Consider the following 24,374-nt stretch of genomic DNA (forward strand, 5'->3'; position numbering starts at 1 on the left):
CCCTTCGATCTCAAACGACGACCATCTCGCGCAGCAGTGCGTCGATCTCGGCGGCGTCGAGCTCACCTTCACGTCCGATCAGCACGAGCTGGGCCGTGAGGCCGTCCGCGGGCGGCACTGGCGATGGCGCCAACGTGCCGCGCGTCGCCACCGACTGAAACAGGATCGGCTGTCCCGGATGGTCGGTGAACAGCAGGACGCCCTTGATGCGCAGCGTGCGCGGCGCGAGCTTTCCGATCACCTGCTGAAAGCGGGCCAGCGACAGCGGGGCCTGGGAGGTCCAGGTCACAGTGGCGAACGGCTCTGACGCGGTGGGCATCTGCCGCGGCGACGTCCGCGGCGCACGAGCGTCGCGGCTGAACAGCAGGTCCGGCGCGACGATGCCATGGGCGATCTCGAAGATCGCCGATTGCGGCTTGGTGCGGCCCACGACGGCGCGGACCTCGTCGAGGGCGGCGCGGTCGAGCAGGTCGGCCTTGCTCAGCAGCACGAAATCGGCGGCGCGCAGCTGCGAGCGCCACAGCGCGTCGTGCTCGATCTCAGGATCGTCGCGCAGCCGCTGCGGATCGACCAGCGTGACCACGGTCTCGAGCGGCGCGACCTTGAAGATCACGGGATCCATCAGGTTGCGAATGATCTCGGCCGGATCGGAAATGCCCGAGGTCTCGATCGCAATCGCATCCGGGGCCGGATCGCGCTTGATGACCGACGACAGCGTGCGCAGCAGGTCGCCCTGCAGCGAGCAGCAGATGCAGCCGTTCTTCAGGCTGATCACCTCCTCCGTCACAGTGCCGAGCAGTTGGGCGTCGATGTCGACCGTGCCGAAGTCGTTGACGATGGCGGCGATGCGCCGCCCGTCCGGATTGGCGAGCAGATGATTGAGCAGGGTCGTCTTGCCGGCGCCGAGCGATCCGGCAACCAGCAGGACCGGGACGATCATGACAGGATCGGACGGCGCACCGCCTGTCCCGGCCTGACATCGCGAACAAGATCACCATTTGCGATGACGGCGCGGCCATGGACGAGCAGATGCCGCACGCCCTCGGACGGCCGGTTCATGTTGAGGAAGTCGGCGCGGTCGCGCAGGCTGGCGAGATCGAGCACCGCGATGTCGGCGTCGCAGCCGGCCTGCAGCCGTCCCTTCTTTCGCATCGCGGGCGTCGATGGTTCCAGAATCCGGGCCGGGATCAGCGTGCACTTGGCGAGGCCCTCCATCAGCGGCACCGCCTTGCGGTCCAGCACCCATTCGCGCAGGAATTTTGTGAACGTCGCCGACGAGCGCGGATGCGACACTGCGTCGTCCGGCAACGGCCAGGCGTCGCCGGTGTAGTCCGTGCCGTTGGACAGGATCCACGGCATCGCGTCCGACGCGATGGCGCCCCCTGGAAACAGCACAGAGACGTCGAGCAGGTCGCGGTGGCGCTGGTTGACGGCGACATCGAGGAAATGGATCAGCACCAATGCGCCGGGATCTTCCTGCTGCCGCGCGAGCAATTCGTCGCGGCTGCCGAGACGATGACGCTCGGCGACCATCTCGATCGCGTCATAGCCGGTGCCCATGCGCTGGCAGAACGCCGGATCGGCGAAGAAGCCGGCGCCGACCACCGTCGAGCCGGTCCCGTAGGGATAGGCTTCAGTCGTGACTTTGAGGCCCTGCGCCTGCGCGGTCTGCACCAGCTCGGCGCAGCGCTCGACATCCTGCAGGCTGGTGCTGTTGAAATGGCAGATGTGCATGTGGGCACCGGTCGAGCCGGCAAGCCCGATCAGCCGCGTATAGGCGTCGACCGAGCTGCGCGGATCGACATTCGACATGTAGGCAATGTGCGTATAGGTCGGCACGTTCTGCTTGGCAGCCAGGCTGCACAGCTCCGACAGCTCCTTCATGCCGGTGCCGGGCGCATACGCATTCGGGAAGGCGATGCCAAGGCCGCCCTGCTCCAGCCCCTGCCGGGTGCGCTCGACGATCTCCGCGGTCTCGGCCGCAGTCGCGACCTCCTCGACCCAGCGCTTGTCGCGCATCGCCTCGCCCATGCCGGCGATGCTGGATGCGGTCTGCTGCGTCGTCATCGTCGCGATGCGCGCGAACACCCAGCCAGAAGCGGCGCCATAGTTGAGAAGGCGGCCGATCGCCGCCTGCTCGTCATACCATCGTGCCACCGGCATGACGCCGATCTCGAGCTCGAGCGTCGTGGTGACGCCGTCGAACGCCTGCATGCGGTCCGCCGGGAGCGACTGGCCGTGCGCGTGCAGATCGATGAAGCCGGGCACGACGGCAAGGCCGGCCGCATCGATGACCTGATCCGCCGCTCCGGTGACGTCGCCGACGGCGGCAATCGCGCCATCCTTGATCGCGACGTCGGCGGTGACGTCGAGTTGCGTTTCGGGGTCGAGCACGCGGCCGCCGCGAATGATCAGATCGTAGTGAGGCATGAATCAGCTGGGCTCGCAAAGTGGAACTGCGCGCAGGCCTAACACAGATGCGCGGCGATGAGAACGCGGCGGGAGAGATCGATGCTCTCCGAGCCATGCGTGACGCACTTATCAGTTCGTCGAACTGGGGCGCCGCTCTTCCCCTTGCGCAAGGGATCGGTCAGGATTGCGAAAGACGACCTCTCGGCATCCGCCGTTCGACAGAGGAGACCCGAATGGCTTCGCCCACACGGCGCATCGCCGACTTCACCTGCGAGAAGCAGCCGGCGACCGGCTCGCGCGGGATGGTCGTCACCAACCATCCGCTCGCCTCCAGCGCCGGCGCCGAGATGCTGATACGCGACGGCAATGCGATCGATGCCGCGGTCGCTTCCCTGTTTGCGCTCACCGTGGTCGAGCCGATGATGGTCGGAATTCTCGGTGGCGGCCTATCGCACATCCGCCTCGCCGACGGCCGCCACGTCGTGCTCGACGGCCTGAGCACCGCGCCGTCGCGCGCTGACCCCGGCATGTACGATCCGGTCTCCGACGAGATCGCGCTGGCGCGCGAGACCCGTGACCGTCGCAACGTCGTCGGCGCACGCGCCGTGGCCGTCCCCGGCGCATTGAAGGGATGGTGCGAGGCGCTGGAACGCTACGGCCGGCTGCCGCTGGTCGAGGTCATGGCACCGGCAATCCGGCTCGCCGAGCATGGCTTCATCGCGAGCCCCTATCTCAACGACTGCGTGCGACTGGTCGCGAGCGATCTCGCGCGCGATCCGCGTCTCGCCGCGCTGTTCCTGCCCGGCGGCGCGCCGGTGAAGGCCGGCACGCGCGTCATCCAGAGCGACTACGCGGCATCGCTGCATCTGATCGCGGACCAGGGACCCGGGGCGCTCTACGGCGGAGCGCTCGGTGCCGCGCTGGCCAGCTACATGGCGGAGAACGGCGGCTTGATCGATGCAGCGGATCTCGCCGCGTACCGCGTGACCGAGCGCGCGCCGATCCGCGGCTTCTATCGCGGCCATGAGATCATCGGCCCGCCGCCGCCGTCTTCCAGCGGCGTGCATATCGTGCAGATGCTGAACATCCTCGAAGGCTTCGACGTCGGCGGGCTCGGCTTCGGTTCGGCCGATGGCGTGCATCTGCTCGCCGAAGCGCTGAAGATCGCCTTCGCCGACCGCGCGGTCGCCACCGCCGATCCCGCTTTCGTCGACGTGCCGGTCGAGCGGCTGACGTCGAAGGTCTATGCCGCGGAGCGGCGGGCGCAGATCGACATGAGCCGGGCCCGAAGTTTCGGCCCGGGCCTTGCGCCGACGGAGTCCGCCAACACCACCCATGTCACGGTCGCCGATGCCGAGGGCAACGTCGTCGCGGCGACCCAGACCATCAACGGCCTGTTCGGCGCCTGCGTGCAGATCCCGGGCACCGGCATGACCGCCAACAACTACATGTACAATTTCGATCCGCATCCGGGCCGCGCGCTGTCGATCCAGCCGGGCAAGCGCGTCTTCACCTCGATGGCGCCGATGATGGCGCTGCGCGACGGCCGCTTGCGCTATGCGCTCGGCCTGCCCGGCGGCTTGCGCATCTTTCCCTCGGCCTTCCAGGCGCTGGTCAACCTGATCGACCACGGCATGTCGCTGCAGGAGGCGGTGGAGGCGCCGCGGCTCTGGACGCAGGGCGGCGTGCTCGAGCTCGAGCCGGCGTTTCCCGACCATGTGGCGCGGGAGCTCGCCGCACGCGGCCACGAGATCAGGCGCGAGCCGGTCGTGGCCGGCGGCATGAATGCGATTGCGTTCGGCGACGACGGCACGCTGACGGGGGCCGCGTGCTGGCGCGCCGACGGCACCCCGGTCGCGATCTCCGGCGGGCGCGCCCGCGCCGGGCTTCGCTTCGCGATCGCGTAGCGCCTATCGGCTCGTTCGCATCATCCGCGCGATCGCCTCGCCGATCACCACCGTCGTCAAGTGGGTGTTGGCGCGACAGTCGGACGGCATGATCGAGGCGTCGGCGACGCGAAGCCCCGCGATCCCCTTCGCGGTGCCATCCGGATTGACCACGCCATCGTCATCGTTGAAGCCGCTCATGCGGCAGCTCCCCGCGGCGTGCTGGATGTCGCCGGTGACCTGGCGCAGCAGCGCGTCGAGCTCGGCATCGGGCAGCGCCGCCGCCTGCGGCAGCGTGAGCTCCGTATCGCCGAGGCGAATCCAGTCGGCGATGTCGCGCAGCGCCGGCTGCACCGTGATCAGCGCCAGCCGCTTCACCGCGTCGCGCATCCGCGCGATGTCGCGCGGATCAGCCAGCATGTTCTCCTCGACGATCGGATCGTCGCTCGGATCGGCCGAGGCGAGCTTGAGCGTGCCCCGTGAGAAGGCGTTGAACAGGCCGGCGCCGATCGCGCCGGGGATCCCGATGCCGCGGTGATTGAACGCGATCAGGATCATGTCGCGCTTGCCGCCGCCGGCAAGGCCCGATGAGTAAGTGACGCAGCAATTGGTATGGCGCGTATCGCGATCGGTCGGACGCAGCTCCTCACGCAACTGAATGGTGGTGCGGAACAGCGGGTGATCGAAGAAGTGCCGGCCGACGGGAAGATCGCGCACGACGGCAAGCCCCATCGCCTGCAGATCCGCCGCGGGGCCGATCCCGGAGCGCAGCAGGATTGCGGGGCTGTGGATGGCGCCGGCGCACAGCACGACCTCGCGCGCCGCGACGTTTTTCACGCCTTCACCTTCGATGTGGACGCGCACGCCGGTCGCCCTGCCGTCGCTGATCAGCAGCCGATCGACCAGCGCCCGTCCGCGAATCTCGAGGTTCGAACGGCCGCGGGCCGGCTCGAGATAACCCTCATTGGTGGAAATACGGCGGCCGTTGCGGCTGTTGATCGGATAGCAGGCGACGCCTTCGCCGTCGGGCCCGTTGAGATCGTCGCACCAGGGATAGCCGCTCGCCAGCGCAGCATCGCGCAAGCCGCGGTCGATCGGGCCCCATTTGTCAGGCGGTGCGCGGTAGACCGGAAGCGGGCCGCCGCGACCGTGCCCCTCGCGATCGCCAAGCGCGAGATCGTCCTCGATCACCGAGAACAGCGGCATGACCTCCTTGGCTGACCATCCCGTACAGCCATTGGCCGCCCATTCGTCGAACGCATCGGCCACACCGCGGATCGCGATCTGGCCGTTCATCATCGAGCTGCCGCCCAGCCCTTTGCCACGCCAGTAGAAGCGCATGTCCTGCCCGGCGACGCGGCGGGACATCAGCTGCGGCCACTGCCATTTCTCCTGGAAGGCGCGATCATGGATGATCGGAATCGGATTGGGCGTCACGATCTCCCACGGCGCGTCGTCCGCGCGCCAGTCGGCGCCGGCTTCCAGCAGCAGGACCCGCGTCTGGGAGTCTTCCGACAGGCGCGCAGCGACGGCCGCTCCCGCCGAGCCGCCGCCGACGACAATGACGTCATACATGGACTGAATTCTCGCTGTTCTCAGGCATCGCAACCATGACCACCAGCTTGCGCTGCCGGGAGCGATCCGTGAAGCCCTCGAAAGCTCAAGCCACCAACATGCCGACGCAGAGCTGCGGCACGTCCTCGGGAACGAGACAGGAAGCGACGGCGATCACCTCGCGCGCCGATTTCCAGGCGCCGCCGCCACCTGCCGGACCATTGGTGTAGAGCGTCTCGACCTCGTTGCCGATGCGGATCGCCTCCGCCATCGTCTCGGTCCGCCCGGCGACACGAACGCGCACCTCGTAGGGCTCGGTACCCTGTGCGCGATCGTCGCCATGCAGCGCATTCATCCCGATCAGGTCGCAGCGCAGCTCGTTCACCGCCACGCCGGTGAGCGCGAGGCGCTCCCTGACGACATCGAGCGCAAGGCGGCCACGCGCGACTGCGCCAGGGCCGGCATAGGAGATCTGCCCCTCGCCGACATAGGAATCGAGATAGCCGACCGAGGTCTTCAGCAGTCCCGTCTTCGGCCGGCCGCGACCGCCGACCACCCTGACCCGGTCCGGACCAAGCTCCTCGACGGTCACCTGCGAGAAATCCGCCACGACGTCGGGTTGGAAATATTGCTCGGGATCGTGGATCTCATAGAGCAGTTGCTCCTTCACGGTCGCCGGCGTGACGCAGCCGCCGGAGCCCGCGACCTTGGTCACGATCAATTCGCCATCCTCGCGCACCTCGCCGATCGGGAATCCGAGCCGGGCGAGATCGGGAACGTCCTTGAGTCCGGGATCAGCAAAATAGCCGCCGGTGATCTGGCCGGCACATTCGAGCAGATGACCGACGACGGTGCCCTGCCCGAGCCGGTCCCAATCATCCAGGGCCCAGCCGAACTCGTGGATCAGAGGTCCGAGAAAGAGCGCCGGGTCGGCGGCGCGCCCGGTGATCACGACATCCGCGCCGGCCGCGAGCGCCTCCGCGATCGCGCCCGCCCCGACATAGGCGTTGGCGGAGACGACCCGATTGCCGAGGGCCCGGATCGTGTCGCCGGTGTCGAGCACGACATCCGCTGTCTTCAACGGCTCCAGAACATCGTCACCGGTCACGGCCGCGATCTTCAGCCCCGTCAGTCCGAGCTGGCGCGCCATGGCGCGGGTGGCTTCGGCCGCGGCGATTGGATTTGCCGCGCCCATGTTGGTGACGATACGGACGTTGTTGGCGCGGCAGATCGGCAGCACGGCCTGCATGCGCGCCGCCAGCAGCGGATCATAGCCGGCAGCCGGATCCTTCATGCGCACCTGCTGCGCCAGCGCGATCGTGCGCTCCGCCAGGCACTCGAACACGAGATAGTCCAGGCCGCCCTTCGCCGCGAGCTCCACGGCCGGCTCGATCCGGTCACCGGAATAGCCCGCTCCGGCGCCGATCCTGATGCTCCGCATCGGCCGCTCCTCCTGACATCATGCCGTTCGTCGGCTTCTGCCGACCACACTAGCGGCCGCGGTCCGAGCTTGCCAGCGTCCGCATGGAACGGTCAGGCATGCTGCTAGTCCGCGAGCGCCAGCGTCGGCGCCTCGCTGCTCGCCGTGCATGTGACGGCAACGGCGATGTGCTCGTCAGCCCAGCACCATCGCTGGCCGCCGGCGCGCTTGGCCGCATAGAGCGCGCGATCGGCCTGGTCGAGCAGAGACTCCGTGTCGGCCTGCCAATCCTCGGTGACCAGGATGCCGGCGCTGGCGCCGATCTGAACGCGCGTTCCAGCCAGCGCGAAGGGTTGCGACAGCGCCGTCACCGCCGCTTGCGCGAACGCGAGAGCGGCGTCACGTCCCACCGCAGGCAGCAGCAGCATGAATTCGTCGCCGCCGAACCGCGCCGCCAGGCCCGTTTCGCCGAGGCAATCCCGCAGACGTGCGCCGACCTGGCACAGCAGCTCGTCACCGGCCTGATGGCCGAACTGGTCGTTGACGAGCTTGAAACCGTCGAGATCGACCGCGATGACGGCGACGGGGCGATCGCAACGGCCGAGTGCGGCGATGAACGCGGCGCGATTCGGCAGGCCGGTGAGGAAATCGCACAGCGCCTGCCGCGCCAAGGCCTGCTGCGCCGTGATCCGCTCGGTGAAGGCAGCCGTGAGGCGATAGGACGTGCCGCGCAGCGTGATCCAGAACAGCACCACCATGCCGGCGCCCATCCGGTACACCGGCTCGGGCTGCATCAGGCAGGCCACCACGGTCGGAATCAGCAGCACCGCCGAGGAGGTCATGACGATCCATGGGCTGACGCGCGACACGATGCCGACACAGAAGGCCATCGACAGGCCGAAGCACATCCAGATGCCGGGCCCGTCGCCGATCTGAAACGCGCGTGCCGACAACGCACCGACGGCCAGACCGAAGGCGGCGGCGCCGAGGCCGTAGAGGCGTTCCCAGCGAATGATGCCATCGTGATCGAGCCGATCGAAGCGCGCGGCGAACATCCGCAGCTTGATCACACGAAGGGCACCGATCACCAGCAGCACCACCGTGATCGCGGCGTAGCCCGGATCGCGCGCAACCCAGGCCATCACGCTGCCGATCACGACGGCGGCGGCCGAGATCGTCCCGACCAGCGGCATCGAGCTGTACAGCAGATGCGCGAGATCGCGACGAATGTCCGGGTCCAATCGATGCATCGCAATTCCAGTTCGCCAGGCGCGCGCACTCTCGTACCCACGCCTTAACGAAATCTCGCTGCACCCGCGAAGGGCTGCCATGCGCGGCGGATGCTTAAGAGAACCTCACCACGACGACGACAATGCGAATGATGGCAGGCGCACGGCGCGCAAGACCGATGCTGGCGCCGGATCAGCTCGCCCAATTGTCTCGGAATTCGCCGAACAGCGTAATGCCGCCGCACGCATAGATCGTCTGCCCGGTGATGTAGCTCGCCTCGGCCGAGGCGAGAAAGGCGAACACGCCGGCGATCTCTTCGGGGCTCGCCACCCGCCCCATCGGAATATGAGACTCGACCGCGGCGCGCTTCACCGGGTCCCCGGTCCAGGCCGCGTTGATCGGCGTGTCGACCGCACCGGGCCCGACCGAATTGACGCGGATGCCGCGCCCGGCGAATTCGAGCGCCAAGGTCCGCGTGAGGCCCGCCATCGCGCTCTTGCTGATCGAATAAGCGAGATAGCCCGGCTTCGGAATGATCTGGTGCACGCTCGACGTATTGATGATGTTGCCGCCGCCGCGCGCGACGAAATGCGCCAGCGCGTGACGCGCGCAGAGCACGGCGCCGTTGAGGTTGACCTCGAGAATCTTGCGATACGTGTCGACGTCGAGCGCCTCGCTGGGCGATTCCCGCTGGAAGCCGGCATTGTTGACCAGGCAATCGAGCTGCGGCCAGCGCTTCAGCACCGTCTCGAACATCTCGGCGATCTCGGCTTCGACGCCGATGTCGGCCTTCACGGCGACATGATCGCGCGGACCATGACCGTGCGCCGCGGAGGCCGCCTGCACCAGCGCCAGGGTTTCATCACCCGATGGCGACGGACCGCCGAAATTGATCGCGACATGCGCGCCCTCTTCGGCGAACCGCACCGCGATCGCGCGGCCGATGCCTTGCGTTGCGCCCGTCACCAGCGCGTAGTGTCCGACGAGACGCGACGCCCGTTCGGCTGGTTGGTCAGATAGCTCCATGTCTCGACTCCTTGAAAATGATCTCGCCTCGGCGCGCTGCGATGACTCGCGTTCGGATGACAAGGCTATCAGGAGTCTGGTATCGCTCCACTCCATATCCGTCATTGCGCACGCAGGCGTGAGGCGTCATGTATCTCGGCATCGATCTTGGAACATCCGCGGTCAAGACGATCATCGTCGATGCTGCGCAGCGCGTCGTTACGAGCCGCAGCCACGCCTTGACGATGGACGTGCCGCGACCGGGCTGGGCCGAGCAGGACCCCGCCGCGTGGATCGCCGCGGTGTTCGCCACGCTCGATGCGCTCAAGGTCGATCATCCCGGCGCGGTGGCGGCGGTGGAAGCCATCGGCCTGTCGGGCCAGATGCATGGCCCGGTACTGCTCGATACCGCCATGAATCCGTTGCGGCCGTGCATTCTCTGGAACGATGGCCGGTCGGAGCGCGAATGCGTCGCGCTGGAGCAGCGCTGGCCCGCTTTGCGCAAGATCACCGGCAACAAGGCGATGCCCGGCTTCGCCGCGCCGAAGCTCATGTGGATCGAGGCGCACGAGCAGGAGATTTTCGCGGCCACGCGGCTGGTTCTGCAGCCGAAGGCCTATGTCCGGCTGGTGCTGTCGGGCGAGGCGATCGAGGACATGTCCGATGCGTCCGGCTCGCTCTGGCTCGATGTCACCAGGCGCGACTGGTCGGACGAGGGCCTTGCCGCCACGCGCCTCACGCGTGCGCAGATGCCGCGCCTCGTCGAAGGCTGCGCGCCGGCAGGTCGGTTGCGCAGCGACCTCGCGGAACGCTGGGGCATGACGAAGCGCCCAACCATCGCGGGCGGCGCCGGCGACAACCCGGCCGGCGCCGTCGGCATCGGCGCTGTCAGGCCGGGCGCCACGTTCATCACGCTCGGCACGTCCGGCGCCGTGATCACGCCGGTCGACACCGTCACGGCCAATCCCGAGCGGGTCGTTCACACCTTCTGTCATGCGATCCCAGCGATGTGGCTGCAGGCCGGCGCGATGCTGTCGGCGGCCTCATGCCTCGCCTGGGTCGCGCGGCTGCTCGGCGCGAGCGAGACCGAGCTGCTTGCGCCGCTGGGCAAGCGGCCCACGATGCCATCGCCGGTCAGCTTCCTGCCCTATCTTGCGGGCGAGCGGACGCCGCATGACGATCCCTATGTCCGCGGCCTGCTCGACGGCCTGAGCCACGCCACCGACCGCAACGCCATCGTTCAGGCGGTGCTCGAGGGCGTTGCCTTCGCCCTGGCCGACTGCCGCGACGCGCTGACGGAAACCGGCCTTGAGATTACCGAGGCGGATGCGATCGGCGGCGGATCGCGCTCCGACCTTTGGCTCGCGATCCTGGCGAATGTCCTCGACATCCCCATTCATCGGCTGGCCGAGGGCGAGACCGGCGCCGCCTTCGGCGCGGCGCGGCTGGCACGTCTTGCCATCACCGGCGAGGACATCGGCGCGATCTGCACGCCGCCGGCGCGCGTGCAGACCTTCGCTCCAGACATCCCGCTGTCGGCAGCCTATGCCGAGCGGCGGCCGCGCTGGCAACAGCTCTATCGTCGGCCGAGCTGAACGCATCTCCGAAAGGCCACCGTCGCGGCGACATGTTGCAGCGGCGTCTCTTTCATATTGTATTCGGCAACAGCCTCTAGTTTAATGGCTTCCCGCGCCAGCGATCAACGAGCCGCGGACGACTAGACGACGTGCATTGGGAGGCACGATGAGCGGTCCGATCCTCGAGATGCGCGGGGTGTCGAAGTCATTCTTCACCATCAAGGCCCTGCACAAGGTCGACCTCACCGTCTACGCCGGCGAAGTCCATGCGCTGATGGGCGAAAACGGTGCCGGCAAATCCACGCTGATGAAGATTCTCTCCGGCGCCTATCGCCCGGATCCCGGCGGTGAGATCCGCATTGAGGGCCGGCCGGTGCACATCGAAGGGCCGATGGGCGGCCGCAACGCCGGCATTTCGATCATCTACCAAGAGTTGTCGCTGGCGCCGAACCTGACGGTCGCCGAAAACATCTATCTCGGACGCGAGCTGTCGCAGAGCGGCCTGCTCGCGCGCAGCACCATGCGCGAGGGCGCCGGGCCGATCCTGGACCGGCTCGGCGCCGATTTCACAGCCTCCACCCTGGTGGCCGAGTTGTCGATGGGCCAGCGCCAGCTGGTCGAGATCGCCCGCGCGCTGCATGCACGATCCAAGATCCTGATCATGGACGAGCCGACCACCTCGCTGTCAGCCGGCGAAAGCGAGAAGCTGTTCGCGCTGATCCGCCAGCTCCGCGCCGAAGGGCTCGCCATCATCTACATCTCGCATCGCATGGACGAGGTCTATGCGCTCGGCGACCGCGTCACCGTGCTGCGCGATGGCCGGCTGGTCGGCTCGCTCGACAAGCCGGAGATCCGCGCCGACAGCATCGTCCGCATGATGGTCGGCCGCGACGTGTCATCATTCTACAAGAAAGACCACGACCCGCACGCCAAGCGCGACCGCGCGGTGCTCAGCGCCGTCGATCTCGGGGACGGCCATCGCGTCAAGAACTGCTCGCTGACCGTTCACGCCGGCGAGGTCGTCGGCCTCGCCGGGCTGATCGGCGCCGGGCGCACCGAGCTCGCGCATCTCATCATCGGGGCTGCGCCGAAGACGACGGGACACATCGAGCTCGACGGCGAGGAGGTCAGCATCGACACGCCGCGCGATGCGCTCGATGCGGGCATCGCCTATCTGACCGAGGACAGGAAGGCGCTCGGGCTGTTCCTCGACATGTCCTGCGCCGACAACATCAACCTTGCCGTGATCGGGCGTGACGCGAAGCTCGGCGGCCTTCTCGACCGCGACAAGGCGCGCGCACGCGCCGACGAGGCGTTCAGTGCGCTGGGCATTCGCGCCCCCAATCCGGGCGTCACCGTCGGCGGCCTGTCGGGCGGCAATCAGCAGAAGGTGCTGCTGTCACGCCTGCTCGCGACCGCGCCGAAGGTCCTGATCCTCGACGAGCCGACCCGCGGCGTCGATGTCGGCGCCAAGTCCGAGATCTACTCGATCATCGACAATCTCGCCAAGTCCGGCACCGCAATCCTGGTGATCTCGTCCGACCTGCCGGAGATTCTCGGCATCTGCGACCGCGTGCTGGTGATGCGCGAGGGACATCTGGTCGGCGACCTGCAGCAGAGCACGACATCACCCATCACCCAGGAAGACATCATGGCGCTGGCCACCGGGACGGAGCACGTCGATGCCTGACAACAGCCAAGCTCAAGCCAAGCCCGCGCCAGCGCAGATGAAGGCCGCGCCGGCACCGAGCCTCGCGGCATCGGACAACAAGCAGCAGCGGCTGCGGCTGATGATCCGCGCCGCCGGCATGCTGCCGGTGCTGCTCATCCTCTGCGTCGGCTTCCATATGCTGTCCGAAGGACGCTTCTTCACCGGACAGAATCTCGGAATCGTGCTGCAGCAGGCCGCGGTGAATACCGTGCTCGCCGCCGGCATGACCTTCGTCATCCTGACCGGCGGCATCGATTTGTCGGTCGGCTCGATCCTCGCCGCGGCTGCAATGGCCGGCCTGACACTGTCGAAGATGCCCGATCTCGGCGCGCTGTGGCTGCCGGCCGCGGTGCTGACGGGCCTCGCCTTCGGCGTCGTCAATGGCGCGCTGATCGCGCTGTTGCGGCTGCCGCCCTTCATCGTGACACTCGGCTCGCTCACGGCGGTGCGCGGTCTCGCCCGCCTGATGGGTGGCGACACCACCGTGTTCAACCCGTCGATTCCCTACGCCTTCATCGGCAACGCCTCGCTGACGATCATCCCCGGCGCCGTCTCGATCCCCTGGCTGTCGGTGATCGCGCTGCTGGTGATCCTGGGCTCCTGGCTGATCCTGCGCCGGACCGTGCTCGGCGTGCACATCTATGCCGTCGGCGGCAATGAAAGCGCGGCTCGGCTCGCCGGCATCAAGGTCTGGGCCGTCCTGATCTTCGTCTACGGCATGTCCGGCCTGCTCGCGGGCCTCGGCGGCGGCATGCAGGCGGCGCGGCTCTATGCGGCGAACGGCCTGCAACTCGGCCAGTCCTATGAGCTCGACGCCATCACCGCGGTCATTCTCGGCGGCACGTCCTTCGTCGGCGGCATCGGTTCGATCTGGGGCACCTTGGTCGGCGCCCTCATCATCGCCGTGTTGTCGAACGGGCTCATCCTGGTCGGCGTGTCCGACATCTGGCAATACGTCATCAAGGGCCTCGTGATCATCGGCGCCGTCGCGCTCGACCGCTACCGGCTGCAGGGCTCGGCCCGCACCTGAGACAACATGGCGGGCATCACCAGAGCCCGCCGCAACGGATTCTTCCACGGCCACTGGTCCGCCGTGCGTAGACGAACAGGAAGGACCAGGGAGGAAACACATGGTCAAGTCGATGTTATCAGCCGGTGCCGCGCTGGCGCTCGTGATGAGCTCCGCGCCGTCATCGGCCAAGGAGCTGAAATCGATCGGCGTGTCGCTGGGCTCGCTCGGCAACCCGTTCTTCGTCGCGTTGTCGAAGGGCGCCGAGTTCGAGGCCAAGAAGACCAATCCCAACGTCAAGATCACCGCGGTCGGCTTCGAATATGATCTCGGCAAGCAGGTCACCCAGATCGACAATTTCATCGCCGCCGGCGTCGACATGATCCTGCTCAACCCGGGAGATCCCAAGGCGATCGGCCCCGCCATCAAGAAGGCGCAGGCGGCCGGCATCCTCGTCGTCGCGGTCGACACGGCGGCCGAGGGCGCCGACGCCACCGTAACGACCAACAACGTGCAGGCCGGCGAGATCTCGTGCCAGTACATCGTCGACAAGCTCGGCGGCAAAGGCGACGTCATCATCGAGAACGGGCCGCAGGTGTCGGCGGTGATCGACCGCGTCAACGGCTGCAAGAGCGTGTTCGCCAAGGCTCCCGGCATCAAGGTTCTCTCCAGCGACCAGGACGGCAAGGGCTCACGCGAGGGCGGCCTCACGGTGACGCAGGGCTATCTCACCCGCTTCCCGAAGATCGACGCCATCTTCGCCATCAACGATCCCCAGGCGATCGGCACTGATCTCGCCGCGCGTCAGCAGCAGCGCACCGGCATCATCATCACCGCGGTCGACGGCGCCCCGGACATCGAAGCCGCGCTGAAGGATCCGGCCTCGCAGCAGATCCAGGCCTCGGCCTCGCAGGACCCGTTCTTCATGGCGCGCCGGGCCGTGCAGATCGGCGTCAACATCCTCAACGGCCAGAAGCCGGCCTCGACCGTCGAACTGCTGCCGTCCAAGCTGATCACGCGCGACAATGTCGGCGAGTACAAGGGCTGGACCTCCGAGCGCAAGGAGTAGAAATCGGCCGCTTCGCTTCTACCAAGCCCCCCGGCAGCGCCGCCCTCACGGGCGGCGTTCTTCTTGGAACGAACCGCTGGACGCGCTCTATCAGGTTCTGAACGGCGCAGGCCGTCGTCAAACTCGGCGACGACATCAAGGCCGGAACGACGAACCTGCCCTTGAAAGTCCGTCTCAAGGTCGCCAATGCGGTGAATGCTCGACGAGCCCGGCGCAGAGCGCCTGTTCGGCAAGGGCGACCTGCTGTGCGATCTCGGCCGCGGCCTGGTCCGCGCGCCCAGGGCCTGTTTATTCCCCAAGCGGAATTCCTCGCCGCGCTCGGCCGCAAATAGGTCCGCGCCATCCACCGGCGTGTCGCGTTTGCGACAACGCCCCGCTGTTTGTTGCTGCTTTTCGCTGGTCCGGAATTTGCGTGAGCCTGCCTGACGGCACCAATCAGCAGGCGATCCCATGGCTTTCACCGCAGTCTGTCCGACAAGCGCCATGACCGAAGGCGGCATGGGCCTGTACCAGGTCGGCAAGAAGAGCGTGCTGCTGCTCTGGCCTCACGGCGGCGAGCTGAAGGCCTATCGCGGCCGCTGCCCGCATGCCGACGTGCCGCTGACCGAGGCGACGTTCGACGGCAAGACCATCACCTGCCCGCACCATCAATGGGGCTTCGACGGCGTGAACGGCAAGTGCGTCACGCATCTCGTCCGCAACGCGCTGCACGGCTATCCGCTGCAGGTCGAAGGCGGCGAGATTCAGGTCGACGTCGGTCCGGTCAAGCAGGCCCGGTCGCCGGCTTGATCGGCCCATCGAAGATGGGAACAAACGCCGGGCACTCCCCTGCGCTGCGGAGGGAGGCCGTATCGACGAGTTCAGCAGCATGACGAGCGCCGCCGAATGGGTGATCTGGAATGGGTCGATAGGGATCGTCGACACGGTCCGGCTCGGCTCCATCACCGACGGCGCAACGGGACGGCTCGCACGGCTCGCGCCACCCTATGACGTCGTCGGGCCGTTCAGCTTCGACGAGCTGGAGACGCAGGGCCGGATCGCGTTCGGTGCCTGCCTCGTGATGTCGCAACAACGCTGGCGGGAGGATCAGGATGCGTTGCGGATCGCGGCGCGGGCTGCGCGTCGCGCCCTGTGGGATCAGCTCGCGCCCGACCGGGACGACGACGCCTTTCGCGAGGTCCTTGAATTGCCCCTGCAGGGCATGCTGACGGCTACGGACATCAAGGCTGCGTTCCGCCGGCTGGCCAAGACCGCGCATCCCGACGCCGGCGGCAGCAATGAACTTTATCGGCGCATTTCCGAGGCACGCGATGCGCTGCTGGCGCAGTTGGACTGAAGATCGCGAGCCAGCCGGACGCTTTCGGGCGACCGGCTGACATGCCGTCAAAAGAGCAAGCCGGTCGGGGCGCTCATGCCCGACCGGCTCTGCCCCCAGCTCTAGAAGAAGCCGAGCTTCTTCGGGCTGTAGCTGACCAGCATGTTCTTGGTCTGCTGATAGTGGTCGAGCATGACCTTGTGGGTCTCGCGACCGACGCCGGACTGCTTGTAGCCGCCGAACGCCGCATGCGCCGGATAGGCGTGATAGCAATTGGTCCAGACACGCCCCGCCTGGATGTTGCGGCCGAAGCGGTAGCAGGTGTTGGCGTCGCGGCTCCACACGCCGGCGCCAAGGCCGTAGAGCGTGTCGTTGGCGATCGCCAGCGCCTCGTCCTCGGTCTTGAAGGTCGTGACCGAGACGACGGGTCCGAAGATCTCCTCCTGGAACACGCGCATCTTGTTGTGTCCCTTGAACACCGTCGGTTTGACGTAATAGCCGCCGGCGAGATCGCCGCCGAGCACGTTGCGCTCGCCACCGATCAGGAGCTGCGCGCCCTCGTTCTTGCCGATGTCGATGTAGGACAGGATCTTGGACATCTGCTCGGCGGAGGCCTGCGCGCCGATCATGGTCGCCGGATCGAGCGGGCTGCCCTGCACGATCGCGCCGACACGCTGCAGCGCGCGCTCCATGAAGCGCTCATAGATCGATTCGTGGATCAGCGCGCGGCTCGGGCAGGTGCAGACCTCGCCCTGGTTGAGCGCGAACATCACGAAGCCCTCGATCGCCTTGTCGAGGAAGTCGTCGTCCTCGGCGCAGACGTCCTTGAAGAAGATATTGGGCGACTTGCCGCCGAGCTCGAGCGTGACCGGGATCAGGTTCTGCGAGGCGTATTGCATGATCAGCCGCCCCGTCGAGGTCTCTCCGGTGAAGGCGATCTTGGCAATGCGGTTGGAGGAGGCCAGCGGCTTGCCCGCCTCTAAGCCGAACCCGTTGACGACGTTGAGCACGCCCGGCGGCAGCAGGTCGCCGACGATCTCCATCAGCACGAGGATCGAGGCCGGGGTCTGCTCGGCCGGCTTGAGCACGACGCAGTTGCCCGCGGCGAGCGCGGGCGCGAGCTTCCACGCCGCCATCAGGATCGGGAAATTCCACGGAATGATCTGACCGACGACGCCGAGCGGCTCGTGGAAGTGATAGGCGATGGTGTCGTGGTCGATCTCGGCGATCGAGCCTTCCTGCGCGCGGATCACGCCGGCGAAATAGCGGAAGTGGTCGATGGCGAGCGGGATGTCGGCCGCGGTGGTCTCGCGGATCGGCTTGCCGTTGTCCCAGGTCTCGGCGAGCGCCAGCCTGTCGAGATTGGCCTCCATGCGGTCGGCGATCCGGTTGAGGACCATCGCGCGCTCGGTGACGCTGGTGCGCGCCCAGCCGTCCTTGGCGGCATGCGCGGCGTCGAGCGCGGCCTCGATGTCGGAGGCATCGGAGCGCGCGATCTCGCACACCGGCTGGCCGGTGATCGGCGAGATGTTGTCGAAATATTTGCCGGCGTTGGGGGCCTTCCAGGCACCGCCGATGAAGTTGTCGTAACGCGCAGCGAAAGGCGGCTTGAACGCCGCATTGACGTCAACCTTGGTCATCTCTCTCTCCCATTCACGCCGATGCACACGGCGTTGGAGAGAGGCTCGATCAAACAGGCGCGACAGACCAGAGGCCGCAACGAGCGCGTCCGAGGAAGTGTCGCAGTTCTGCGACATGTTGGCTGCGATTCGACAGCCGCGGCGCGTTCACCGCTCGAGCCCGAGCCGCTTCATCTTCCGGTGCAGGGTGGCGCGCGACATGTCGAGCTCCTTCGCCGCCTTCGAGACGTTGCCGCCGGCGCGCGCCAGCGCGCGCTTCAGAACGGCACGCTCGGCGGCGTCAATGTCGTCGCCCCCGGTGGTTGCATCCTTGATCAGGTCGCCGGCCGGCACCGGACGCGCCAGCGCGGACGGAGAGAGGTTGAGCGCACGGCGCGCCGCCCGTGTGGCACCGACGACGAGGTCGTTGCGATCGACCGCCAGCAATGAGTTGATCTCGCGCTCGCTGTCCGGCGTGAGCACGATGCGGGCGTGCGGAAAGGCCTGGCGGAAATTCTCCGCCTCGATCAGGCGCGCGGCATCCGCGACGGTGGTCGCGATCAGCCGACTGAAGCCTTCGGTCAGATCGGCGCGACAGGAGGAGACGTCGAGCGCGGCCTTGAGCTGGCCGTGCTCGTCGAAGATCGGCGCCGTGGTGCAGAACAGCCGCGCGTTGCGTGACAGGTAGTGCTGATCGCGGTCGATGGTCAGCGGCCGCTTCTCGACCAGGCAGGTGCCGATAGCATTGGTGCCCTCGTGCCGCTCGCTCCACACCGCGCCGGTCCACAGGCCCCAGGATTCGAAGGTGGCGTCGTCCCCGCGGGCGCCGCGGCGCTCGAGCACCGTGCCCTCGGCATCGGCCAGCAGCACCGAGCAGCCGACGCCCCCAACCGCCAGGAACAGCCGGTCGAGGCTCGCCTGTGCGATCGCGAGCAGCCGCCCGAGCCGGGCGCGCGCGTCCGCGATCTCGGCCGCCGTCAGGCGGGCCGGCAGCTTCGGCGTGGCGGGATCGAGCGCATGGAGATGGCCGGAGCGCCGCCATGATGCCGCGAGCGCCGAGACCGCCGGTGCGCCTCTGTCGGCTCGGCTATCGGCTCTGCCGTCAGCGTCAGCCTTGGCATCCCCCTTGGCCAAGGCCTCCAGGACGCGATCCGAATGGGCATTCCCGGGCGAACGCCCCATGTCCCTCCTCCCGGCATTGCCCGCGTTGGCGCGGCTTGTTGCTAGACTAGCGCAACTACAGCACCGCGGTTTGACCGGCGTCAAGGAATGCGGACCAATCGGTCACCCACCTGTCGCGTGACCGTAGCCGCCTGAGGGAGGACGTCGGCAAGTTCCTCAGCTCGGTGCGCGCGAGCTGAGCACCAGCCCACAAAACCGAAAAGGCCGCCTGGACGAACCAGGCGGCCTTGCCGTGTTGCGTGACCGGCGGCGTGGCGTCCGCCGCGGGCCTCAGCGGGCGCCGCGCGACAGCATCTCGAAGCGGTAGTTGACACCGATCATCGCCGTGTGGAGCTGGGTCTTCTGGCTGACGACGTTCGGTCCTCCTGTGATCGCGGCGGCGCCCGGCAGCGTGCCGGTCGCGGTGCCGAAATCGGCGTAGTCATATTCGGCGAAGGCCGACCAGTTGCGGGCGAACATCCACTCGACGCCGGCGCCGACCGTCCAGCCGCTGCGGTTGAACGCCACGCTGGCGGACTGTCCGGTGGCGGTGTTGACGACCGAAACGTTGGTCCGCGTCCACGCCGCGCCACCGCGCACATAGGCCAGGATCTCAGGCGTCACCAGATAGCCTGCGCGCACCGTGGCGGTGTAGAGGTTGCTGGTCCGCGTGTTCATCGTCAGCGCCGGCCCCAGCGGGCTCGACGCGTTGATGATGCCGAGATCGGCCATCGCCTGGATGCCGACGACGAAGCGGTCCATCTGGTAATCGCAACCGAGCTGCAGGCCGCCGACGACGTCGCTGCCATTGCTGGAGACGGCGGTCGGAATCTGCACGGCCGCGACGGGCAGCGGCGCCACGTTGCCGCCGCCGGTCACCGGCGGGTTCTGCGCCGGCGGATTGCCATTGTTGCCCTGCGGCGGCGGGTTCGGCTGGCCGCCGCCATTGTTCGGCGGGGGATTCTTCGGCGGCCAGGGCTTGTCCGGATGATGCGGCCATCCGCCATGATTGTAGTTGCCGCCGTGCTGCTGCTGCCAATGGTCCTTGTCGGGCTGCTTGTCGCCATAGCCGCCCTTGCCGTCATCATTGTCGTGCGGCTTGCCGCCCCAGCCGTAGCCGCCATGCTTGTCGTCGTTCCGGTCATCCGGCTTCAGCCAGGCGTAGCTGTCACGTTCGCTCTTCAGCGGCTGCTTCGACCAGCCGAAGCCAAGCGGCTTGTCGTAGCCGTCGTCCTTCTTCGCGCCCCAGCCGGTAGCCGGCTTGTCATGATCGTTCTGCTGGTCATGTCGCAGCCAAGTATATTTGTCGGAGTAACCGTTCGAATGGAGCTGCGACCAGCCGCTCGACTTGCCATGGTCGTCATCGTGAGGCTTGTCGAACCAGCCGCTGCCATATTTGACGTCGTTGTAGTTGTCGTCCTTGGTCTTGGATGGCGCCGACGGCCAGGAAGACTTGTTGTCGCCGCCTTTCGATCCAACCTGTGGCCAATGATGACCGCCGTCGTGATCGGGCTTGTAGGACGGCTTATCGTGCGGCCAGCCGTGATCCTTGTCGCCATGATACTGCTTGCCGGGCTGCCACCAGCCCTTGTCGTTGCGCTCACAGATCGGGGGCTTGCCCGGCGGCTTATGCGGCGGCGGCTTCCATCCGCCGTTGTTCCCGCCGGGGTTGTTCGGCGGCGGCGGGTTTGGCGCTGGATTTGCAACCACAGGCGGCTTGACCACAGGCGGGTTGTTTGCATTGCCGACCGGCTGCTGCACAGGCTGAACGGGCGCCGCGGCGGCATTGGCGACCTGGGTCCACGTCTGCTGCTGACGTGACCAGGCCATCCCGGCGTTCGCGCCGGCATGGCAGCCACTCCACCTGTAGGCGAAGACGTCAGGCGGTGGGAGCGGGGGAGGCAGGGCGAGATCAGTCGCCCAGACCGATGTCGTACTTCCTGCGAAAGTAGATAGGCAAAGGCATACGCCAAATACGCGACGCATCGAACTCACAACTCCTGAACACGTGCCGCAACAAACGGCGGCCGCATCAGGAGGGTGAGATTGTGTCGCGAACTGAATTGAAAAATGTCATTCGGAAGGAATGCAGATCGCGACGCCGACGCGATCGAAGTTCAGCTTTGACTGTTGCACGCAAGATGCAGGATTCCGGCGAAAAGAAGCAGCGCAACACGATTGCGACAAACAGCGCAATGCGCGATGCCGCCGCGGCTCATGAGTTCATTAGTAGACGAATGTGCGCACCGAACTCACTGGATGCGCAGCGCGTTGGCGCCGCGCTCGACGGCATGCTTCCTGATCGCGCGCACCTCGCGATCGTCGGCCTTCGCGTCGACAACACGCCCTGATTGCATCACGCCGAACATGGCGGCACATCGGCTGCACGGTCGCCACCGCCTTCGACGCGCCGACGCTCGGCTGTCCACGCGTGTCGACAACCGCTGCTCTTGGTTTCGCCGTTATCGCGCGGCTTGTGCGACGTCATCGATCGGGAGAGAAAGCGGCGAATGCCGTCGCAATCGCACTGAATGAGGCCGGGCTTCGTCAACGTTGCGGCAACTCATCGGGATCGCGCGCCGCGAAGCATCCATAATTGCGGCCGGTTGTGTCGTGCTCGCTCGCCGGGCTCGAAGGCCCGACCGTATCCATCGATCCGATCCTGCACTCCGCACAGATGCACCCATTCCCGCTCGTTCTGGATCGCGATCAGGATGGAACGAAGCTAGGTCACGGCCGATCGCGACCGGAAATACGGATTTGAGCTCGCCGCCAAATCGTCCGGTCATCGGCACAAGCGCCGCCCGCAGCACGCAGCATCATGGCTGGGCTCGCCTCGGCCACGACGACAGACTGAGGCCCGTCGGACGGATCAGCGCAGCCTGATCCGCCGCACCGCGCGTCGCGCGTCACGTCATCATCACGGATTGCGCCGGGAGAACGAGATGGCGTAGGCGCCGTTGCGGATGTCGATCATCGGATCATCCGACGCCTCGACGCCGTCAGTGAGCTGGCCGGGCAGGAACAGCAGCTTCTTCTGCGCGGCGTCACTGTCTTCGACCGCCTTGTCGATCGTCAGCACGCCGAGCTCGACCAGCTTGCGATCGTCAGGCCACGGCTTGGCCGGATCCTTGGTGTCGTCGCCGGCCGCAGCGAGCTGCGCCTTGAAGCGGAACGTCACCGGCCCCTGCTTCAGCCGCGCCGGCAGCTCGGCCATCAGGAAGTCCGGCGCGCGTTTCGCCGCGTCCTCCTGGTCGATATGCACGACCTTCTCCGGCAGCATCTGCCAGCGCACCGCCTGCTTCTCGCCGGCCTTGTTGACGAGAACGAAGGCGTTGACGCCGAAATAGGCCTCGTCGGCAAGACTGTCCGGCGTCGCGATGGTACCGAGCGCCGCCGGCACCGAGGGATGGCTGGCGATGAACTGCTCGAGCCTGGTCGGCTTGGCCGCGTTCGGTCCGGAGTCCGCGATCGCCATGAACAAATCGCGCAACTCCGCACCGGTCGAGACGGGGAAGAATTTCAGCGAGTTGATCACGAGGTCCATGTCGCTACCGTCGGCGAGATGAAACTTCACCGCCATGCCATGCGGATTGGCGTCGCCGGAGCCGTCCGGCAGGTTCGGCACGCCGGTGGAGTCCGAGAACCGCACCGTCACGGGAATTTCGCCGCCGCTGAACAGCGAAGCCTTGCTCAAGGTCGCCGCCTCGGTCGACGGCTTGAACTTGCCCTCGACCACGACGCCCTTGGCGTGATTGGCGCGAAAGCCGGCGTGCACGCCGAACACCTTGTTCATTGCATTGACGAGCTGCTCCTCGACCGGCGGTTCCTGCGCGAGGGCAGCGGCGGGCAACGCGAGGGCAATCCCGGCCAGCGCGGCAACGAGCGTGCGTGTCGTCATGAGCGGCGTCCTCCTGTATGAGCGGTGCAGCATAGCAGCATGAATTGACGCGCAAGCGACTTTCGTGCGCGACCGATGGGGCGCCCATCACAGTCGCATGATTCACCTTGCCGTCTGACAGGAGACATCGCGCCCCGTCACCCGCTCCTTGCGGCGAGATGGCGAATGTCTCTATTGTAGCCGCGCGTGCCCGGTCTGCCTCCGCTCCGCGCTGCCGTGCGGATCGGGGGATCGTGCCCCCTCCGACCCTGGCGCTGGACGGCGCGCGCCCACGACGGAGTTTCGACTGTGTCCGCACCGGAAAGCTTCCCCATCGACAAGATCCACGTCCCCGACAGGAAGCGCAAGGCGCTGAAGCAGGACGCGGTCGACGCGCTGGCCGAAAGCATTTTGGAGGTCGGCCAGCGCGAGCCGATCCTCGTCCGCCGCGACAAGGACCATTTTGTCCTGATCGAAGGTCTGCACCGCCTCGAAGCCTGCAAGGCCCTCGGCGAAAGCGCCATCATGGGTCTGCTGATCTCCGCCGAGGAAGCCCGCCAGCGCGAGCTGCCACCGCCGCCCGTCGATCCGGAGCGCGAGAAGATGGAGCGGCTGCGCAAGCTGCGGCTGGAGAAGGAGGAAGCGGAGAAGCTCGCCACGGCGCCGAGAGGCGTCCCGGGCGCCCATGCCGCGACGCATCCGCGCGGGCCGACGGAGACGACGAACCGGAGCAACAGGACTGCCACCGCGAAACCATCGCGCCCCGGACAGGGATCGACGCCCCGAACCCTGTCGGATTGGATCAAGCAACAAGAGCGCAGCGGCGGGCGATACTGACGGTTTCGACGCGCGATTGCCCCCGGCCAAGGTTTGATTGAGCGGCAGTCCGTAGGGCGGATCAGCGCAGCGTGATCCGCCGCCACGCGCCGCATCCGCTGCGCAAATGGCGTGACCGACTGGACGGCGGCGAGGTCGCGATCGCTGGCGGGCACATCTTCATCCCTCCACTCGTCCGGCCGTCAGCACCAGTTTATGCGAGGTCCGCCTTCATCAGGTCGCGCAGCGCTCTCGGTATCGGCTGCGCCCTGCCGCCGCTGATGAACGCGACTCTCACGTCGGCCTTGACGAGCACCTCCTCGCCGCGCCTGACCTCCTGCGCCAGCGTGATCGACGCCCCCTTCACCGCCACGGGCCAGGTGACGACGTCGAGCACGTCGTCCATGCGCGCCGGCCGCAGGAAGTCGAGCGTCATCGAGCGCACGACGAAAGCGAAGCCCGGCATCTCGCTTTCTGCCTCTGCGAACAGCGCGTGCTGCTCGGCGCCCATCAGCCGCAGATGATTGGTGCGGCCGCGCTCCATGAAGCGGAGGTAGTTGGCGTGATAGACGATTCCGGAGAAATCCGTGTCCTCGTAGTAGACCCGCACCTGCATGTGGTGGCGGCCGTCGCGGATCTCGCCGTCGAGATGTTGGTGGGTCAAGGGAAGCCCTCGATCGTCGGAAATGGCGATCGTTTCGCCCAGTTCA

Annotated in this window: 20 protein-coding genes; 9 read left to right on the forward strand and 11 right to left on the reverse strand. The window is 67.0% G+C overall.

From position 1 onward, the window contains the following. Positions 1-10 precede the first annotated feature (10 nt). Complete coding sequence (locus QX135_RS30925; RefSeq protein ID WP_316182197.1) at positions 11-940, reverse strand: GTP-binding protein; 930 nt, start codon at positions 938-940, stop codon at positions 11-13. Next, positions 937-2,430, reverse strand: coding sequence for an amidohydrolase family protein (locus tag QX135_RS30930; RefSeq protein WP_315775389.1), 1,494 nt, complete (start codon positions 2,428-2,430; stop codon positions 937-939). The genes QX135_RS30925 and QX135_RS30930 overlap by 4 nt, the downstream gene beginning before the upstream one ends. Before the next feature lie 215 nt (positions 2,431-2,645). On the opposite strand from QX135_RS30930, the gene ggt reads away from it, so the two are divergent. Beyond that, a complete protein-coding gene (gene ggt, locus QX135_RS30935; protein WP_315783534.1) occupies positions 2,646-4,319 on the forward strand; it encodes a gamma-glutamyltransferase in 1,674 nt (557 codons plus the stop codon). Between the two features lie 3 nt (positions 4,320-4,322). Here ggt and QX135_RS30940 read toward each other — a convergent pair whose 3' ends face one another. From QX135_RS30940 to QX135_RS30955, 4 genes are all read right to left on the reverse strand, one after another. Next, entirely contained in the window at positions 4,323-5,873 is a 1,551-nt protein-coding gene (locus QX135_RS30940; RefSeq protein ID WP_315783536.1) for a GMC family oxidoreductase, read from the reverse strand. An 85-nt stretch (positions 5,874-5,958) separates the two neighbouring features. Beyond that, positions 5,959-7,293, reverse strand: coding sequence for an acyclic terpene utilization AtuA family protein (locus QX135_RS30945; RefSeq protein ID WP_316182195.1), 1,335 nt, complete (start codon positions 7,291-7,293; stop codon positions 5,959-5,961). Positions 7,294-7,397: 104 nt separating this feature from the next. Then, positions 7,398-8,522 (reverse strand): GGDEF domain-containing protein, encoded by a 1,125-nt coding sequence (locus QX135_RS30950; protein ID WP_316182193.1) that lies wholly within the window; start codon positions 8,520-8,522, stop codon positions 7,398-7,400. Between the two features lie 172 nt (positions 8,523-8,694). After that, positions 8,695-9,528 (reverse strand): SDR family oxidoreductase, encoded by an 834-nt coding sequence (locus QX135_RS30955; RefSeq protein WP_316182191.1) that lies wholly within the window; start codon positions 9,526-9,528, stop codon positions 8,695-8,697. A 128-nt stretch (positions 9,529-9,656) separates the two neighbouring features. Here QX135_RS30955 and xylB point away from each other — a divergent pair, with 128 nt between their 5' ends. The 6 genes from xylB (at position 9,657) to QX135_RS30985 (ending at position 16,209) form a co-directional block, all read left to right on the forward strand. Further along, positions 9,657-11,102: a xylulokinase gene (gene xylB, locus QX135_RS30960; RefSeq protein WP_316182190.1), complete on the forward strand. Its 1,446-nt coding sequence runs from the start codon at positions 9,657-9,659 to the stop codon at positions 11,100-11,102. Positions 11,103-11,250: 148 nt separating this feature from the next. Beyond that, a complete protein-coding gene (locus QX135_RS30965; RefSeq protein WP_316182188.1) occupies positions 11,251-12,774 on the forward strand; it encodes a sugar ABC transporter ATP-binding protein in 1,524 nt (507 codons plus the stop codon). Further along, positions 12,767-13,825, forward strand: a complete 1,059-nt coding sequence (locus tag QX135_RS30970; protein ID WP_316182186.1) for an ABC transporter permease subunit — start codon at positions 12,767-12,769, stop codon at positions 13,823-13,825. Before QX135_RS30965 ends, QX135_RS30970 begins: the two co-directional genes overlap by 8 nt. A gap of 100 nt (positions 13,826-13,925) precedes the next feature. Further along, positions 13,926-14,873 (forward strand): ABC transporter substrate-binding protein, encoded by a 948-nt coding sequence (locus tag QX135_RS30975; protein ID WP_315734349.1) that lies wholly within the window; start codon positions 13,926-13,928, stop codon positions 14,871-14,873. A 450-nt stretch (positions 14,874-15,323) separates the two neighbouring features. After that, on the forward strand, positions 15,324-15,662 hold the full coding sequence (locus tag QX135_RS30980; RefSeq protein WP_315734353.1) for a Rieske 2Fe-2S domain-containing protein: 339 nt from the start codon (positions 15,324-15,326) through the stop codon (positions 15,660-15,662). Between the two features lie 79 nt (positions 15,663-15,741). After that, positions 15,742-16,209, forward strand: coding sequence for a J domain-containing protein (locus QX135_RS30985; RefSeq protein ID WP_316182184.1), 468 nt, complete (start codon positions 15,742-15,744; stop codon positions 16,207-16,209). Between the two features lie 101 nt (positions 16,210-16,310). Here QX135_RS30985 and adh read toward each other — a convergent pair whose 3' ends face one another. The 3 genes from adh to QX135_RS31000 all read right to left on the reverse strand — a co-directional run bounded on the left by adh (position 16,311) and on the right by QX135_RS31000 (position 20,798). Then, positions 16,311-17,828, reverse strand: a complete 1,518-nt coding sequence (gene adh, locus QX135_RS30990; RefSeq protein ID WP_315775397.1) for an aldehyde dehydrogenase — start codon at positions 17,826-17,828, stop codon at positions 16,311-16,313. A gap of 147 nt (positions 17,829-17,975) precedes the next feature. Continuing rightward, complete coding sequence (locus tag QX135_RS30995; RefSeq protein WP_315775398.1) at positions 17,976-18,989, reverse strand: helix-turn-helix domain-containing protein; 1,014 nt, start codon at positions 18,987-18,989, stop codon at positions 17,976-17,978. Between the two features lie 270 nt (positions 18,990-19,259). Continuing rightward, positions 19,260-20,798, reverse strand: a complete 1,539-nt coding sequence (locus QX135_RS31000; RefSeq protein ID WP_316182182.1) for an outer membrane protein — start codon at positions 20,796-20,798, stop codon at positions 19,260-19,262. A 293-nt stretch (positions 20,799-21,091) separates the two neighbouring features. On the opposite strand from QX135_RS31000, the gene QX135_RS31005 reads away from it, so the two are divergent. Then, positions 21,092-21,319 carry a hypothetical protein gene (locus QX135_RS31005; RefSeq protein ID WP_316182180.1) on the forward strand — a complete coding sequence of 76 codons (228 nt, stop codon included), beginning with the start codon at positions 21,092-21,094 and terminating at the stop codon, positions 21,317-21,319. A 569-nt stretch (positions 21,320-21,888) separates the two neighbouring features. Here QX135_RS31005 and QX135_RS31010 read toward each other — a convergent pair. After that, on the reverse strand, positions 21,889-22,869 hold the full coding sequence (locus QX135_RS31010; RefSeq protein ID WP_316182178.1) for a catalase family peroxidase: 981 nt from the start codon (positions 22,867-22,869) through the stop codon (positions 21,889-21,891). Positions 22,870-23,157: 288 nt separating this feature from the next. Between QX135_RS31010 and QX135_RS31015 the strand changes: the two genes are divergently transcribed. Further along, positions 23,158-23,685 (forward strand): ParB N-terminal domain-containing protein, encoded by a 528-nt coding sequence (locus QX135_RS31015; protein WP_315775402.1) that lies wholly within the window; start codon positions 23,158-23,160, stop codon positions 23,683-23,685. A 193-nt stretch (positions 23,686-23,878) separates the two neighbouring features. Here QX135_RS31015 and ybgC read toward each other — a convergent pair whose 3' ends face one another. After that, positions 23,879-24,328 (reverse strand): tol-pal system-associated acyl-CoA thioesterase, encoded by a 450-nt coding sequence (gene ybgC / locus QX135_RS31020; protein ID WP_315734369.1) that lies wholly within the window; start codon positions 24,326-24,328, stop codon positions 23,879-23,881. Positions 24,329-24,374 lie beyond the last annotated feature (46 nt).

The organism is Bradyrhizobium sp. SZCCHNR1098, assembly GCF_032489375.1.
GTDB lineage: Bacteria > Pseudomonadota > Alphaproteobacteria > Rhizobiales > Xanthobacteraceae > Bradyrhizobium.